Below are 16992 nucleotides of genomic sequence, written 5' to 3' on the forward strand. Positions count from 1 at the left end.
TTGCCTACCGATTCGCCGTTAGCGAGCCAGGAGGGGCGTCCAGAAAAAGCTGATCAACACGAAAATGGCGATGGCACCCACGATGATAAACATCACATATTGCCGCAGGTGACCGGTTTGCATCGACCGCAGGCTGAGCCCCGTCGAATACGTCCAGCCGGCGAAAATATTGATGCTGCCATCGACAATGCCGCGATCGGCAATCAACTCGAACTTCTTTGAGAACCAGACCACCGCGCGCCCGAGCCAATCGATGAAACCATCGATGTAGCGACGATCGAAGCCGGCAATCAAACGGGCTTTCATCAGGGTGGGTTGCACGAAGATGAAGTTATACAACTCGTCGAAGTAATACTTATTTACCAGCAGGTTATAGATCGGCGAGAATTGCTTGCGCACGTCGGCCGGATTGAGATAACCCAAACCGTACATGAGCGTGGCCAGGCCAATGCCCGCGAGCCAAGTACCGGTAGCGAGTAAAGTGGCCGGGGCCACAATCTTGCTGAAGTTGGCCGGATCGTGAGCAAAATGCTCGGTTGGCCAGACTGCTCTGGTCCAGACGCCCGGCATATTCATGTGCAAGCCAAGGGGCTCCGATTGATCGAGCAAGCCGCCGAGCGTCAAGCCGCTAACCAAGCCGCTCCTATCGGCAACTACCATGAAGATCGTACCTCCCACGAGCGAGGCGACCAACATCGTGAGCACCCACGGCATCGTGAGCGATAGTCCGCCGTGGTGGGCGTGATCGTCGTGGCTGTGGGAGCCATGACCGTGGGAATCATGGCCATGCGCATCATGCTTGGCCACGACCGGAGCATGGCCGTGGTCGTCATGCCCGTGAGCATGGTCATCGTGGCCGTGTGCGTCGTGCCCATGGCCAGCAGCCGAACCTTTGAACCAACCTTCGTTGAACCCCTTGGCGATGAAGAAGGCCGCGGCGATCGCACCAAAGCCGAGCAAGCTAGTATTCCAAGCCACGGCAATGGCAAACACCGACAGAATCACCAGCGGAATGTACATCACTGGGGGCGATTCGTGAGCGTGATCGTAAGCGTGGGCATCGCGAGGCTTGCCGACGAACGTCATGTACCACATGCGAAACATGTAGAACGCAGTAACGGCGGCACCACCGGCAGCAGCGATGAAAAATACGCCCGACCAGGGAACATTCGGGTTATTGATCCAGAATGACAGGGCTTGCTCGAGGATCATGTCCTTCGAATAGTAACCGCTGAAACCGATCAGGAACGGGACACCCACGCCAGCGATGGCGAGACAGCCAATCAACATGGTGATTGCCGTGACCGGCATCTTGGTGAGCAGGCCGCCCATCTTCCGCATGTCATTCGTATGCACGGCGTGAATGACCGAACCTGAACACATGAAGAGCAAGCTTTTGAAGAAGGCGTGGGTGATTAAGTGCATCAGGCCGGCTTTCCAACCGCCAACGCCCAGCGAAAGCATCATGTAGCCAAGTTGGCTAACCGTGGAATAAGCGAGCACGCGTTTGATGTCATTCGCGGTGATCGCAATGGTAGCGGCCATAAAGAGCGTAATCGCGCCGATCGTGGCAATGACCAACAATACTTCGGGCAAAAAGACAGGGAAAAAACGGCCGACGAGATAAACGCCAGCGGCAACCATCGTTGCCGAGTGAACGAGGGCCGAAACCGGAGTCGGGCCTTCCATCGCGTCTGGCAACCAAACGTGCAGCGGGAACTGGGCACTCTTGCCCACGCAGCCGCAGAAAATACCAATGCCAGCTACAACGAGGAGCCAATAGCCGAAGCCCTTGCTTCGCCAGCCCTCAACGCGGGAAGCGATTTCCGCTTCTGCGTTTCTTTCACCGTCTGGCACGTTGCGATGGTCGCTAACGATCTGGGCGATCTCGTTTTTTGCGTCCGATAGCACCATGCCGGTGGGGACTTGCAACTGATGGTGAGTTTCTTCGGGACGGACGAGCGAAAACAGGCCCCGTTCAGTGACCTTATCGCCTTGGTCGTTCACTCTTTCGATGTCGCCGAAGGCAAACGTGCCCAAGCTGGACCAAAGAGCCAACAACCCAATAATCATGCCGAAATCGCCGACGCGATTAACGATGAATGCCTTGTTCGCAGCCGTCGACGCGCTGTTCCGTTCGACGTAAAAACCGATCAGGAAATACGAGCAGATACCAACCAGTTCCCAGAAGCAGAACACCATGGCGATGTTGCCCGCGAGGACCAGGCCGAGCATGCTGAAGCAAAAAAGTGACAGCGCTTGAAAGAACCGCGGGAAACGCCCCGGGCGTCGCAGGTGGCTGCCGTCGGACAATGTCACTTCATGATCGGTGATATCGTGCAACTCATCGTGCATGTAGCCGATGGCGTAAAAGTGAATGCAGGAAGCGATCAGCGTGACCATGCAAAACATGACGAGCGTGAGCGAGTCGATGTAATAGCTGATCGTGACGCGCAACTTGCCGAACTGCCCGAGCAGATAGTACTCGCCAGTTAGCGCGGGGACCGCCTTGCTGTGATGTTCGTGCTCGTCATGCCCGTGGCCAGCGGCATCGGCGTGACTGGGCCCATGATCGCCGGTCTTCTTGTCGTCGTGGCTGTGACCGTGGTCAGCGCCATTTTTATCGTCGTGACCTGCGTCCGAATGTCCGGGATCAGAGCCTGCATCGGCAGAGGCCGAATCCAGCGCGCCGTGCATATCGACGGGCGGAAAGTGATTGGGGAGCCACACGAACAGCAGAGCAATGAACGACAACACGGCCGAACCAAGGATCGCACCGGTCGCCACAAAGGCACCCGCTTTGCCCAGGTTGAGCCACGTCGCGCCAAGCAGGATGACGAAGAACGACGCCAAGGGCAGGAGTACTGCCGCCGCCAGGATGTATGGGAGGACGTCCATTAGCCCTTCAACTCGTCTGCAGAATCGACGTCGATCGTCGCGTGATTGTTGTAAAAGTTCAGGGCAATCGCGAGGGCGACCGCCGCTTCAGCCGCTGCCAGTACGATCACGAACAGCGCCATCAACTCGCCATCGAGGCCAAGCGTATCGTCACGCAGGTACTTGCTGCCGAACGCGACAAAATTCAAGTTCGCACCGTTCAGGACCAATTCAATGCCCATCAGCACACCCAGCGCGTTGCGTTTGGTGGCCATGCAGACGACGCCGAGCACAAACAGCACGGCACCGACCGCCAGGTAATGGGAAACCGAAATGGGATCAGCCAGCGGATTCATAGCTATCGCCAAACTGCAACATGAAACCGGAAAACAGAACGACTAACCGTTCACTAATCCATTTGCGACCAGGGAGTGGGACGTCCCGTGGCCACGCAGAGAAAAATGAGCAGAACAGCGGGGATGAGCATGGAGAGCGCCAGGAGCGCTGCCAGGCCAACACCCACGCCGGCGTTCGTCAAAAACAACAACTGTGCGAGCGGCACAAGCATGAGGCCGACAAGCCCCCACCGCTGCCAGTAATAAACGACGATTAGGAGCCCAATGTTGGCCAAAAAGGTCAACACAAGCACGGGAAAAATCCAATCTGGCAAAGCATCGACGCCAGCCACGAACGACTTCGTCCATTCGCCGACTTTGCCGCCGGTCGGGAGCGGAACTTTGCCCGCCATGAACATGATCGTGGAGAAAATCAGGTACAAGTTGGTGAGGACGCCAGAAACAATGCCGCCGACAATCGAGAGCGGCATTTTGCGATCAGGTGCAGTTGTACGAGCAGGGGCCTCAAGCACTCGCCCGGTTCTCACTCGCTTGGTGCGGGCCATATAGCCAGCACCAATTAGCACGGTGAGCAAGTGCATCGAGACAATGACGAAGGGCAGCATATAGCCGACCATGCCGCGACGACGCAATTCGCTCGGTTCACTCAGCTTTTCGACCCGAATGCCAGAGAGAGCCAAGCCAATCGGTGTGCTCGTACGCGAGTCGGCAATTTCAATCCGCCGCGCGACAACCACTTCGCCTTCTTTCAGCGTCGGGGGATTCCAACTATCGATGCTAAAGCCAGCCCGCAGCAACAACAGCAGCAGCGAACCGCCAACAATCAGACCCAGTACCCATTCGCCAGCGCCGGTCTTCATGTTGATGAAGCGTTCTTGCGCGGTGAGCATGACGCCGAAGATCAGCAGCACCAGCGTGCCGCCGACATAGATCATGAGTTGCATGGCACCGACGAATTCAGCGCCGGCGAGAAAAAACAGACCAGAGATGGCACCCAAACAAAGCGTAAGATAAAAGGCCATCCGCACGATGTTGCTCGTGGCAAGCACAGCTGCCCCGAAGCCGCAGGCGAGGAGCGCGAAGAACAGGAACGTGACGGTGTGCCAGTTCAGCAAGTCAGCAGCAAGCAGGGTCATCGGGCCACCTCCGGGCTCGAAAGCAAGCTGACTTCGGCATTGGACTTTGGATTCTCAGTCATTTGAGTAGTTTTGACGGCAGCCGGTGCGGCTTCTTGGGCAGGTTCGACCTGCTTATCGGCAACAGTTGACTGGGGTTCCAGTACCCAGCTTTCGCGAACGCCGGCGCGGCCGATCCACTGTCCACGCGTACTTGCCGCGGGGAACCACGGACGCTTCTGCGTTTCAAGAGCCACGCTCGCGCGACCGGGGCTAGTCCAGGTGTATTGGTGCGGCCCTGGAATCAACTGGCAGATGGATGGCCAGGCGTTCAACTGCCAGGTCACCGCGCCCAGGAAGCAAAAAGCAGCTAACGGAACGCAATACTTCAAGCAGGTCGTGAGAACCTGGTCGATACGCAGACGAGGCAAAGTCCAGCGAACCCACATCATGATCGTGACGAACAGGGTCGCCTTGAGAATGATATTGTGAACACCGCCGACTTGGGCCAGGAAGCCGGTCAAACGCCACTCGGTTTCACCAGGCTTGTAAGCCCATTCGAGGCCAGTAATCGCTGGCAGAATCTCACTGAACAGCGGAATCGGTCCGTTCCAGCCACCGAAAAACAAGATCGCGGCCAGTACGCTGACGGAGAACATCGAGCCGTATTCTGCCATGAAAAAGAAGCTCCAGCGGAGGCCCGAGTACTCCGTATGGAAACCGGCAACCAACTCGCTCTCTGCTTCCGCCAGGTCGAAAGGTGCGCGATTCACGCTGGCAATGGCACAGGTGAAATAGACCCAGAACAACAGGAAGGTGAAGGGGTCATTAAAAATCAGCCAGTTGGTAAACCAACCGTCTTGCTGATTGCCCATGGTGCTCAAGTTCATAGTACCGAGAATCAGCACCGGAACGACGATGCACATGCCCATCGGCACTTCGTAACTAACAACCTGGGCCGCTTCACGCATGCCGCCGAACAGCGACCACTTCGAGCCCGAAGCATAACCGGCGAGGATCACGCCGAAGACTTCCAGCCCGAGAATTGCCACGAAGAAAAACACGCCAACGTTGACTTCGGTCGCCGACCAGCCATTGGCGAACGGCAAAACCATATAGGCGGTGAAACCGGCCGCAAAACTTACATATGGCGCCAGCTTGAAGAGCATCACGTCCGCGTCTTTGGGCGTCAGGTCTTCCTTCGTAATCAGCTTGATGCCGTCAGCCAATGTCTGCAGCCAGCCGAACTTGCCACCGACCCGCGTGGGACCAAGGCGGTCCTGAATGCGGCCGGCTACTTTACGTTCGAGCCAGATAAAAATGAGTGCGCCGACAGCGACGACCTGGATCAGCAGGGCGATATGAACGATCGCAGCGATCGCATATCCCCAGAAGTTATCGGGACCGACGGTCCCGCCAAACCAGCTGGCGATCCAATCGAGGATTTCAGAATTGATGAACTTGGCCACAGAGATCCGGTCCCAAGGATGCCAGAACGCGCTACCAGAACGTGCAAAAGTCGTTTCTGCGAATCAACTTCCGTGTTTCCCCGAGCAAGCGCACTTGCAGCTAGCCCGGGGTCTCCCCGAAAGATCGTGAAATATGGCACAAGCGACCGCGCATCGACAAGCCCCCGCACGCCCTTTTTTCCAAAGAGGAGCAGGAATCTCTGGTTGCCGAAGTCCGCACAGCAGGGCCAGTTACCAAAATGGTGAGTGTTCCCCACTGACTCGGCTGCAACGCTACTCGCGTCGGGCGCGAACGATTCGAATCTTCGTCGATTTCGACAGCTTATCCCCAGCGATTTACCACTCCGGTCCGGGTGAAAATCTGGCCGAGAAAACGTGCACGATCTCGTTCGCCTGCTTCCAATTGTCCCGCAAACGAATTCAAATCACCGCAGGTCCTTCAACGAACCGAAGCTCTCCCTATCAAATTTGCACCAACAACTGAGGCCACTCATGACCACATTCTCCCGTCGCCAATTCGTCCAGGCATCAGCCGCTCTGACTGCAGGGGGCCTGCTCGCCAAGGGGTTTGCAAATTCCGCACAGGCAGCCGAGAAAGCCCCAGCTGCCAACAAAGAAGACGCCGCCCTGGCCTTCGGTCTCGTTACCTACATGTGGGGTGCTGACTGGGATGTGCCAACCTTGCTAGAGAACTGCAAGAAGTCGCAAGTCCTGGGTGTGGAGCTTCGCACGACGCACGCCCATAAGGTGGAACCGACTCTCAACGAACAGCAGCGGGGCGAAGTGCAGGCGAAGTTCGCCGACGCCGGCGTAACCATCGTTGGCATCGGCAGCAACGAGCGCTATGACCATCCCGATCCAGCCAAGCTCAAAGCGGCCATCGACGCCACCAAGGACTTCATTCGTCTCAGTCACGATATTGGCGGCAGCGGCGTGAAGGTGAAGCCTGATACCTTCCACAAGGACATTCCGCACGAAAAAACCATCGAACAAATCGGTAAGACGCTCAATGAACTGGGCGAATACGCTACCGGCTTCGGCCAGCAAATTCGCCTGGAAGTACATGGCCAGTGCGCGGAACTGCCAACCATCAAAGCCATCATGGATATTGCCACCGACGAAAACGTCTTCGTCTGCTGGAACAGCAACCCAACCGACCTGAAGGGTGACGGTCTGGTCCACAACTTCAATCTCGTTCGCAAGCGCTTCGGCTCCACCGTTCACATTCACGAACTCGAATCGAAAGAATACCCGCACGCCGATCTTTTCAAGCTCCTGGTCGACAGCGGCTACGTCGGCTGGCTCCTGCTCGAAGCGGCCAGCAAGCCCGCCGATCGCGTCGCTGCGCTGACCGAACAGAAGAAGTTGTTCGACCAAATGGTGGCTAAAGCGAAGGCTTAATCGATCCAACCTACTTCAAGCCATACTTCAACCAGTATTCCAGAAAATCGAGTTCCAATTGCAGTGCGTCCGCAGTTGGAACATGCGTCTTGCGAGCTGACATAGCGACGCGATTTGGCTGGCCGAGTCGTTCATTTATTTCGGTCAGGTGTTGCAGCGGAATCCAATTGCGGGGCGGATCTTCGGTGCCGCCGGAGACAAGCACCGGCCGCGGCGCCATGAGCGCGTGCAGGTCGACGAGATCTTCGCCGGCATCTTTCATTCGCTTATAGAGGCCGGTGCGCGGATTGGTCTCGGAAGGAACTCCGGCCTTGCGCTTGGCGTTGGGTTCGTACCCGAGGTACCAGGGCTCCCAATAATTGACGTTGGAGTTCTTCTCGTTGAAGACAATGCCCGGGTCTGACCAAACCGCACAAGCAAAGGGCTGATGGAGGCACGACGCGAACATCGACCATTTGCCGCCGTACGAGAGCCCGATCACGCCGATTCGCTGCGGATCGACTTCCGGCATCTGAGCGAGAGCCGTGTGACAATTGGCAGCGACATAAGCGAGCAACGTCAGCGGTTGGCGTCCCTGTTCGTCACCCGCTTCGGTGAGGAGTTGCCGTGTATCGAGCCAGATCTTCTCAACGCCGCCGGGCGTGCCGATGGAGAGTGTGACAAAGCCGCGCTTCACCAATTGCAGGCCGTAGTCGTGCGTGCCCCGCCCTTTTGCTCCTTCGCCAATACTAGTCTGCGGTTCGTAGAACGGGACGAAGACCGCGGGAAAGGGACCAGTTCCCGCAGGAATCAACAAGTAGCCATCGGCCTGCTTGCCGTCCGGCGAAATTTGCACGCGCACGTGATGCTGCGTGTAGCCCTCGCGCGAGACCGTTTCTAGTTTTTCGACTTTCGGTTTCTCAACGAGGGGCGGCCAGGCACCGAGTCGCTCGTGCCACTTCGCAGCAATTTCCTTGCGTCGGCGCTGCCAATCCTCCGGAGTCTTCGCTTGCTCGCCGTTGCTAAATAACAGCGGCGAACGATACTCCCCCCGTTGTCCGGCGAACTCCGCTGGCGGCTTAGTGAAAGGCTCGATCTTTTTCCACAACTCAGCTTTGCTTGCGGGCTCGGCAGCGAGACCCACTGAGGTGAGCAAGCACAAAGACGCACACACAATGATTCGTCGAATGCCAGCCACGTTCTGGTTCCTCATGGTTTTCAGTTCACTCGTGCGTTTTGTTCATTTCGGCTGCGGTTGAACTCGGTCGACGACCAGCACGCGTACATCGCAGACGTTGGTGTGAGTGGGGCCGGTCTTGATTAGGCCCCCTAGCTGCTCAAAGAACCGATAGGCGTCGTTACGGCGCAAATAGACGTGCGGGTCGAGGCCAAGTTGCTTCATGCGCGCGAGTGTTTCACCATCAATGAGCGCGCCGGCGGCATCGGTTGGGCCATCTTCACCATCGGTTCCGCCGGAAAGAATCACGGCACCCGCTAACGTGTCGGCTTGCTGGTCGAGCAACTGGCACAGCGCGGCAAGTACCAACTGCTGATTGCGGCCCCCCTTGCCACGCAGTTCGGCGGGAGCCAATTGCACGGTCGGTTCGCCGCCGGTAATCAAGCAATCGGGGCCCGGCGCGTGACGCATTTGCTCCGCCATTGCAGCCAGGTGAACGCCAATGTCTTCGGCCGCACCTTCGAGTTCGCGCGAAGCCAACATCGCGTGCGAATAGCCACGATGCTCGGCTTCAATGCCTGCTGCATCGACGGCGACGGCATTGTTGCCGATGATCACATTTGTCACTTGAGCGCGCGGCTGTTGGTTAGAGTAAGTTGCCATCCGCGCTTGCAAGTACTTCGTCGCAGCAGGAGCCAGTTCGAGCGCGTTAAAGCGCTGCAACACGGCCAGCGCAGCTTGCGGCGTTGAATGATCGACAACCGTCGGACCCGAGGCGATGATTTCGAGCGGATCGCCCAGAACATCGGAAATAACGAGTGAAATCAAACGCCCAGCGCTGCAGACCCGTGCCAGTCCACCACCCTTGATGCGGCTGAGTTGTTTGCGAACCGTATTGAGCTGTTCGATGTTCGCACCCGCGCCACTCAAGTGCCGAGTCAGTGCCTGCTTATCAGCGAGCGAGATGCCCACGGCCGGCGCCGGCAACAAAGCCGAGCCACCACCCGAGATCAAGCAGAGGCAAAGATCGTTCGGCCCCAGCGAGCTAGCGATCGAAAGAATCTGTTCTGCGCCGTTAACGCCTTCAACTGTTGGTTCGTTTTGGCCGGCCGGGCGGGCCGCATGCAGGTGAATTGGCCCCGCCTGCAATACTGAATCGGCGGTTACGCAATCGGCCGGCACATTCAGCCAACCCGTGACTTGTTTGGCGCTTAGCAACTCGGGCCCTAGTGCTGCGCACAAGCCGGCGGCCATTCCCGCGCCTGCCTTCCCCGCACCGACAACAGCGATCTGCCGAATCTCGCTCAGCGAAAGAATCCCATCGCCGATGCGCAGTTCGTCACCTTCCACCGCCACGTTATCGAGCACCAGTCGGTCACTGCGAACGGCAGCAACTGCTGCATGCCAAATGGCCAGGGCATCTTCACGAAGTTGAGACGGGGAACGGAGAGGCTTCATAGCAGCTAAACGCAAAAACAAAAGTTGGCAGTCCATGACGACTGCCAACTTTACCATGCCTGGGCCACGTTCGTGGGATAGGCATTCTGCAAATCAACTGTCAGCCCAAGGCGACTGTTAACTGCGAGCCAGTTCGCGCTGACGGCGTTTTTTCTTTTTTGCAGCCAGGCTGCGACGACCGGCTGACGACGACGCCCGCACTTCTTGAATGATGAGCGAGTGCCACCCCGTGGCATAGGTCTCGTAACCAGGGGAGAGGGCGTGCGCGATGCAGCAAGCCTTGTTACCGACGGTCGAAACCGTGTAGTCCTTCTTGCGGGCGAACAATTGGCTGCGATCGGCAAAGTCGATCACATCGTCGAGTACTCGCCCTGCAGAATCGGCCAGCACCCGCCCTGAGTCATCGACGATGCAAACGCGCGAGCGGCGCTTCTCGTCGGCATCGAGCGAGACGCCATTTACAATGGCCTGAGCCAGCGATTCCCAATTGAAGACGATGCCCAGCACCCCCAGCGGTCGACCATTCACATCGCCCCCTTCGCGGACGACGCACGAATAGACGAGTGACAGGCGATTGTTCACCGCGGCACTCCGGTGCACACTTTGAAAGCCAAACTCGCGGCCGCTGCGCGTGGCGAGCGCGGCCTGAAACCAAGGGCTCGAGGCGTGCTCGGTGCCTTGCGAACGATATTGATCGGGGCGACCGTTGGCGATGATCTGTCCGCTCAGGTCGCAAAGCACCAGGTCGTAATAGACGGTGTAGGAATCGAGGATCACACCCATTCGCTGCGAGGCGAAGTTGTAAGCCTCCGGTGTCCGCTGCGTGAGGGCGTTCACCAGGCTGGCGTCTGTCGCCCACCAGCGCACATCGCAGGAACGTTCGTAGAGATTGCGGTCGATCAGGTCGATGTTCATCAGCGCGAGGTCGGACAGGCGAGTTCCTTTGAACGCGGTCGTCATCTGTGCGCTGACCTTGCCGATGCGGGCAAGAGTCTTTCCCGACCGTTGCTTCAGGTTCGCAACCACGCGGGCTGAACTGTTCGAAAGGCCGGCGATTTCCATGGCAACAATGTTGAAGGCCTTGCCGGCGTCACCCGCGCGAGCCGCTTCGATGCGGGCATTGAGCGCGAGTACGCGAATTTGGTCGTTGACGGTGTCGATTGCGGCGATCGTCTTGTTCATCACCTTATCGAGCGTGCTGGTGAGTTCGGCGACGGTTTCGGGATTGAATTTTTCGGTTTGCGGAGTGCTCATTGTCGTTCTCGATTAATACGCGAAGGGTGACGCTGGTCGCTGCATGCGCGAGCCGGGTGTAGCAAGTTGGAAGGGCGGATGCGTTGGCCGGGTTGTGAACACCGACGGCCGAACGTGATGATCGCACCCGTATGGCTGAGTTCTTCCGCCAAGAAGCCAACTGCCAAGCGCGACATCGAACCATAGCACGGGTTTCCGTACACCCATGCGGATTTGGCGTAGCCTGCCAAGTGGCTTCAGGCAAGTCAGTTTCGCGTCAAAACTGATGCATTCTTAATCGCAAGATGCCCGTTCTTCAGGCATTTTGGGCAAACACTAAGTGAGTTGATCGACAGCTGTGCGAATGTTCTTCATAAACGGTTTTATCGGAGATCGTCAAAACATGCTCTATGTTTGTGGGGCATTTGCGTAGTTGGTTGGGGCGAAGCTTGGCGGAGCATCCCTCACCTGCCGGTCGATACAACCGGCATACTCGTACCAAGCGCACGCACGATCTATCGACTTTCGAGTGAAATTGAAATGAACGCCGCCGATAACGAACTCATCGATATCTTCATTATCGAATCGACCGAAAGCCTGGCCGACCTCGACCAGCGTTTGCTGGCCATCGAGACCGCGGGAGAAGCTGCGGACCCGGAACTTGTGAATCAGCTGTTCCGCGCGGTTCACTCGGTCAAAGGTGTGGCCGGCTTCCTGGGATTCGAAAAGATCATTCAAGTTGCGCATCATTTGGAAAGTGCGCTGAGCCTGGTGCGCAGTCGCCAGTTGATAATTAACGAAGACAGCATCGAAACGCTGCTGGCCGGTGGCGATTTGCTTCGCCGCCTGGTGCAAGATGCTCGTCAAAGTGGCAACTACGATGCGCAGGATATGATCAATGCCCTGCAGCGATTGAATCAATCGTGCAAAGCTTCGGCCGAACAGCAACTCGAATCAGCTGAGTCTGGTGTTGCCGCACTGCAGGCGGAATTCACTGCAGTTCCAGGCGCAATCGCAAATCCAACAGCGCCCCGGGCCAGCAACGAGAATCTGGCAGCAACTGCTGCCGCGCCCGAAGCCAGCATTCGTGTCCCCGTGCCGGTGCTTGAACGGCTGATGAACCTGGCCGGCGAGTTGGTGCTGACCCGCAATCAAATGCTGCAAGTGATTGGGGCCGATCGTCGTCGGAGTCTGTCTGGACTCGGAAATCGTCTCGATCAGGTGACGAGCGAACTGCACGACGCCATCATGAGTGCGCGGATGCAACAGGTCGGTACAGTTCTCAATCGCTTTCCACGCCTGGTGCGCGACTTGAACCGCCGGTTGAACAAACAGTGCGTGCTGCAAATTGAAGGAGCTGAAGTCGAACTCGACCGCACGATTCTCGAAGCAATTGGCGATCCCCTTACGCACCTGGTGCGGAATTCGGTCGATCACGGCCTGGAGATGCCGCATGAACGGGTCGCTGCAGGGAAGTCGCCCGAAGGGGCGCTGCTGCTGCGCGCTTTTCACGAAGCAGGCAAAGTTCACATCACCTTGAGCGATGATGGCAAGGGAATCAACGTTCAGCGGGTGCGCGAGAAGGCAATCAGCCGCGGCTTGATCAGTGCGGAACAAGCGGCGTCGCTCTCGCACCGAGAAGTAGTGCAGCTGATTTTTCAACCTGGGTTCTCTACTGCTGAGACTGTGACCGACGTTAGTGGCCGCGGCGTGGGGATGGACGTCGTCAAAACAAGCATTCAGCGCGTGGGTGGTACGGTTGAAATTGAAAGCACGCCCAATCAAGGGACGACGGTTCACATCTCGCTGCCGCTTACTTTGGCAATTATCCCGTCTTGGATCGTCACCCAGAGCAACTTTCGTTTCGCGATTCCCGAATCGGCCATTATCGAACTAGTACGCCCGCAAGCGGGGGACAGCAATCTGCGCGTCGAGACCTATGCCGGTCGCCTGGCACTGCGCTGGCGAGATTCGCTGCTGCCACTACTGCGGATGAACGATGTGCTCCCCGCCAACATGCAACAGGCAGACAAGCGAACTGCAGGCACTCCGCAGAACATTGTGATTGTCGAGACTGGCCGGCGTCGCTTTGGTCTGGCGGTTGACTCGGTCGAAGGGCCGGAGCAAATCGTGGTGAAGGCCCTCGGTCGTCATTTGCGCGATTTCAAGATGCTCGCCGGCGCTGCGGTTCTGGGCGATGGCAGCATCGCGTACGTGCTTGATATCGCAGGTCTGGGCGCTCAGACGAATTTGAAAAGCGGTAAAGACACCAGCCGCGCGGTTACCGAAGTTGCGGGAGAAGAGCAAGAACTGCAAACGGTGCTATTGATTCGCAATGGTGCGGGTAAGTTGCTGGCCGTGCCACGACCGATGATTACTCGCATCGAGCGAATCGATACCACGCAAATCAAGACCACGGGCTCACTCCGCACGCTTACCTATCGCGTGGGCACGCTGCCGATTGTTGAGGTTGTCGATGCTGGTCAGCCACAGCAGTCGCTCAATCAAAATGCTTACGTCCTCGTCTTCAATTCGGCAGGTCGCGAAGCCGGCCTGCTTGCACATGAACTGGTCGATGTTTGCGAAGCGTCTACGAATGTCGATACGACCCTCTTCTACGGCAATGGCCTGATGGGTTCGCTGACGATCGACGGCGAGTTGACTCGCCTGATCGATGTCTACGAACTGCTCGATTGTCAGTTGCAACAAGCTCACTCGAATTGTCGAGCGGAGAAACTAGCTGACGAGCCGAGCGGCGTTGTGTTGCTGGCGGAAGACTCCGCCTTCATTCGTCAGCAGGTGGGGCGCGTGGTCAAGGCAGCCGGTTATCACGTGATTATGGCCGAGAATGGCCTGAAAGCGTGGGAACTGCTGCAAGCTCAACCCGAATTGTTCGACGTTGTTCTGACCGATATCGAAATGCCAGTGATGAATGGCTATGAGTTCTGTACTCGCATTCGCGGCGACGAACGATTTGCCAAGCTACCAGTCATCGCGCTCACGTCGCTCAACAGCGATGAGCAAATTCATAAGGGCGCAGAAGCGGGCATCGATTAATGGTTGATCAAGATGGACCGCGAACAACTCCTCACCGCCATCGCGCAGTTGCTGAAGAATCGCAAACAGCTGGCCGCACGCTAACACCCGATGGAAGGAATGACTCATGTCGCAACTCATGGCTGCTACGAGTGCGGACTCGCTGGAACTGATCACGTTTCGCACGGGCGATATGCTGTTCGGTTTGAACATTCGTCAGGTGCGCGAAATCAATTGCCAGTTGCCGCTAACACCCCTACCTTGTGATGCCAGGCACCTGTGTGGCGTCATCAGCCTGCGGGGCGATGTTCTCACGGTACTCAACCTCAATGCCTTGGTCGGGTTGCCACCAAGTCCGCGCCGCAGCGATGGTACGTTCGTCATTTTTGAAGTCGACGGCGAGCGGATGGCGCTGTGCGTAGATGCAGTCGACGATATCGTCAGCTGCGAGCGCGCACAGTTGTTGCCGGTACCCGAAAGCTTTCCGGTCCGCTGTGCGAGCGATTTCAGCGGCGTCCTGCCGACCGCTAGCGAATTGCTCTACGTGCTCGACCCGCAAATGTTTGCCGCCGAGCGGCGCGAAGAGTAAACGCTCGGCAGGGCTCACTGGCCGCCACGACTACCCGTTGTGGACAGCTTGCGCTTCGTCCGTTGTAATAAACGGCGAATCAAGGCGACCCTGAGGCGAACCGCGAGCTGCTGATCAATGCCGGCCGATGCGATTGCGACAACACGAGCTCTCGTCGACGAGATTTATCGCACCGAATCGCGCCGTGTCTATGCCACGCTCGTGCGGTTGCTCAATGACTTCGATCGCGCGGAAGAAGCCCTGCACGAAGCGTTCGCAGTGGCCGTGGAACAATGGGCCACCGAAGGTGTGCCAGCCAATCCGGTGGCCTGGCTGGTCTCGACGGGGCGCTTTAAGGCCATCGATGCGATGCGACGGCGCGTGCGCTTCGATGCTTCAATAACCGAACTGGCAGCGCGGTTTGAAGATGTAGCCTCTACCAATGCTGCCAAAGCGGGCGAAGAAATTGCCGACGATCGCTTGCGGCTGATCTTCACCTGTTGTCACCCGGCCATCGCCCCCAGTACTCAAGTTTCGCTCACATTGCGCGAAGTCTGCGGGCTAACGACCGAAGCGATCGCGAGTGCTTTCATCACCGCGCCGGCAACCCTCGCCCAGCGCATCGTGCGGGCGAAGGCGAAGATTCGCGACGCGAAAATCCCCTATCAAGTTCCCGCGCGAGAAGAGCTCCCCGAGCGGTTAGAGTCGGTACTGCAAGTTGTCTATTTAGTCTTCAACGAAGGCTATTCAGCTTCGTCGGGGAGCGAACTGACTCGGCCCGACCTATCGGGTGAAGCGATCCGCCTTGGCCGTTTGCTGGTGGAACTGCTGCCGGAACCTGAAGTCATCGGACTCCTGGCACTCATGCTGTTGCACGAATCGCGGCGCGCGGCCCGCACTTCACCGAAGGGTGAAATCGTGCTGCTGGAAGAGCAAGATCGAACGCGCTGGAATCGCGAGCAAATTGCCGAAGGAAAGACGCTTATCGAGCGGTCGGTGGCATCGCGCGCCTTTGGACCGTTCACCATTCAGGCAGCCATTTCGGCCGTCCACGCCGACGCTCCGACCGCTGCCGAGACCGAATGGAACCAGATCGTCAGTTTGTACGATGTGCTGCTGCGAATGAATCCTTCGCCGGTCGTTGAGTTGAACCGAGCCGTGGCGGTTGCGATGCGGGACGGTCCTGCCGCCGGGATCACCTTGATCGATGCCCTCTTGGCCCGGCAAGAACTGGTCGACTATCACTTGGCGCATGCTGCCCGGGCCGATTTGTACCGTCGATCCGGCCAGTTAGATGCTGCCCGCAATTCCTATCGGCAGGCGTTAGCGCTGGCTCGGCAGGAGCCGGAACGGCGATTTCTCGAAAAACGGCTAATGGAACTGGGTTAGGCCGCTGAAGTGAACTTTTTCGAACAAAACCAAACGCCTTGTCGATTTGGTCCCGAGCAGGGCGACTACTCAGTAGACAGCCTGTTATTCCCGCTGCGAGGAGTTCGCAATGCAATATATCTGCCTGATCGCCGCCGAAAACATGATGGAACACTTCACTGCCGAAGAAGCGGCGCGGCAATACGACGAATATCAGGAAATTACCGAGCAACTTCGCCGCAGTGCTCAACTGGTCAGCTGCAATCGACTCAAACCACCCGAAGATGCGACGACGGTGCGCGTGCGGGGTGGCAAAGCACAGGTCATCGATGGCCCCTATGCCGAGACGAAGGAGCAACTGGGGGGCTATTACGTCATCGAAGCCAAGGATCTAAACGAAGCCATTCAAATCGCCGCCCGCTTTCCGGGGGCCCGCTATGGCTGCGTCGAAGTTCGGCCGATTGCCGTCGATGATCAGACCCGTACTGCACTGGGTTTCTAGTTGACCCTTGTCGAAAACCAGACCACTTCAGCGACAATCATTCAAAGGAACTCGCGATGAAATACATGCTCCTCATTTATAGCGACGAAAACAATTGGACCGCCGAAGAGCGCGAGGCTTGTATGGCGGAGTCGGCAGGCCTGTGCCACGAGTTGCATGCTCGCGGGCAGTTTCTCGCCGCGTCGCCGCTGCATCCAGTATCACTCGCCACCAGCGTGCGAGTTCGCAGCGGGAAGCGACTCGTTACCGATGGTCCCTTTGCCGAAACGACCGAGCAATTGGGCGGTTATTTTTTGCTCGAAGCCAACGACCTGGATGAGGTCATCGCAATTGCCAGTCGCATTCCGGGCGCGAAAAAAGGTACGGTCGAAATTCGCCCCATCTTTGAATTGAACACGCTGCCGGTCGCTGCTGCTGCCGACTTAGCCACCGCCAAGTAACACAACTGGTTGC

Annotated in this window: 13 protein-coding genes; 6 read left to right on the forward strand and 7 right to left on the reverse strand. The window is 57.6% G+C overall.

Annotated features, from left to right (window positions below; translation table 11 throughout):
* Nucleotides 1–18 precede the first annotated feature (18 nt).
* From ETAA8_RS35600 to nuoH, 4 genes are read right to left on the reverse strand one after another with little or no spacing between them, the layout of a single operon-like run.
* Nucleotides 19–2898, reverse strand: coding sequence for an NADH-quinone oxidoreductase subunit 5 family protein (locus ETAA8_RS35600; RefSeq protein ID WP_145090839.1), 2880 nt, complete (start codon nucleotides 2896–2898; stop codon nucleotides 19–21).
* Nucleotides 2898–3233 carry an NADH-quinone oxidoreductase subunit NuoK gene (gene nuoK / locus ETAA8_RS17195; RefSeq protein ID WP_145090843.1) on the reverse strand — a complete coding sequence of 112 codons (336 nt, stop codon included), beginning with the start codon at nucleotides 3231–3233 and terminating at the stop codon, nucleotides 2898–2900. The genes ETAA8_RS35600 and nuoK overlap by 1 nt, the downstream gene beginning before the upstream one ends.
* A gap of 53 nt (nucleotides 3234–3286) precedes the next feature.
* Nucleotides 3287–4369 (reverse strand): NADH-quinone oxidoreductase subunit J family protein, encoded by a 1083-nt coding sequence (locus ETAA8_RS17200; RefSeq protein ID WP_145090846.1) that lies wholly within the window; start codon nucleotides 4367–4369, stop codon nucleotides 3287–3289.
* A complete protein-coding gene (gene nuoH / locus ETAA8_RS17205) occupies nucleotides 4366–5817 on the reverse strand; it encodes an NADH-quinone oxidoreductase subunit NuoH (protein WP_145090850.1) in 1452 nt (483 codons plus the stop codon). The genes ETAA8_RS17200 and nuoH overlap by 4 nt, the downstream gene beginning before the upstream one ends.
* Nucleotides 5818–6309: 492 nt before the next feature.
* On the opposite strand from nuoH, the gene ETAA8_RS17210 reads away from it, so the two are divergent.
* Nucleotides 6310–7218: a TIM barrel protein gene (locus ETAA8_RS17210; protein ID WP_145090853.1), complete on the forward strand. Its 909-nt coding sequence runs from the start codon at nucleotides 6310–6312 to the stop codon at nucleotides 7216–7218.
* Nucleotides 7219–7228: 10 nt separating this feature from the next.
* On the opposite strand, the gene ETAA8_RS17215 is transcribed toward ETAA8_RS17210, so the two are convergent.
* The 3 genes from ETAA8_RS17215 to ETAA8_RS35305 form a co-directional block, all read right to left on the reverse strand.
* Nucleotides 7229–8395 (reverse strand): alpha/beta hydrolase family protein, encoded by a 1167-nt coding sequence (locus tag ETAA8_RS17215; RefSeq protein WP_202921040.1) that lies wholly within the window; start codon nucleotides 8393–8395, stop codon nucleotides 7229–7231.
* A 42-nt stretch (nucleotides 8396–8437) separates the two neighbouring features.
* Complete coding sequence (locus tag ETAA8_RS17220) at nucleotides 8438–9832, reverse strand: glycerate kinase type-2 family protein (RefSeq protein ID WP_145090859.1); 1395 nt, start codon at nucleotides 9830–9832, stop codon at nucleotides 8438–8440.
* A 117-nt stretch (nucleotides 9833–9949) separates the two neighbouring features.
* The gene (locus ETAA8_RS35305) at nucleotides 9950–11086 is read right to left on the reverse strand and encodes a methyl-accepting chemotaxis protein (protein WP_145090862.1); all 1137 of its coding nucleotides are present in this window, start codon (nucleotides 11084–11086) and stop codon (nucleotides 9950–9952) included.
* Nucleotides 11087–11605: 519 nt separating this feature from the next.
* Here ETAA8_RS35305 and ETAA8_RS17230 point away from each other — a divergent pair.
* The 5 genes from ETAA8_RS17230 to ETAA8_RS17250 all read left to right on the forward strand — a co-directional run bounded on the left by ETAA8_RS17230 (nucleotide 11606) and on the right by ETAA8_RS17250 (nucleotide 16979).
* A complete protein-coding gene (locus ETAA8_RS17230; protein ID WP_145090865.1) occupies nucleotides 11606–14122 on the forward strand; it encodes a hybrid sensor histidine kinase/response regulator in 2517 nt (838 codons plus the stop codon).
* Between the two features lie 106 nt (nucleotides 14123–14228).
* Nucleotides 14229–14690, forward strand: a complete 462-nt coding sequence (locus tag ETAA8_RS17235) for a chemotaxis protein CheW (protein WP_145090868.1) — start codon at nucleotides 14229–14231, stop codon at nucleotides 14688–14690.
* 117 nt (nucleotides 14691–14807) lie between these two features.
* Entirely contained in the window at nucleotides 14808–16058 is a 1251-nt protein-coding gene (locus ETAA8_RS17240) for an RNA polymerase sigma factor (protein ID WP_145090871.1), read from the forward strand.
* Between the two features lie 109 nt (nucleotides 16059–16167).
* Nucleotides 16168–16539, forward strand: a complete 372-nt coding sequence (locus tag ETAA8_RS17245) for a YciI family protein (RefSeq protein ID WP_145090874.1) — start codon at nucleotides 16168–16170, stop codon at nucleotides 16537–16539.
* A 56-nt stretch (nucleotides 16540–16595) separates the two neighbouring features.
* Nucleotides 16596–16979, forward strand: coding sequence for a YciI family protein (locus ETAA8_RS17250; protein ID WP_145090877.1), 384 nt, complete (start codon nucleotides 16596–16598; stop codon nucleotides 16977–16979).
* Nucleotides 16980–16992 lie beyond the last annotated feature (13 nt).

This window comes from Anatilimnocola aggregata (assembly GCF_007747655.1).
Taxonomy (GTDB): Bacteria; Planctomycetota; Planctomycetia; order Pirellulales; family Pirellulaceae; genus Anatilimnocola; species Anatilimnocola aggregata.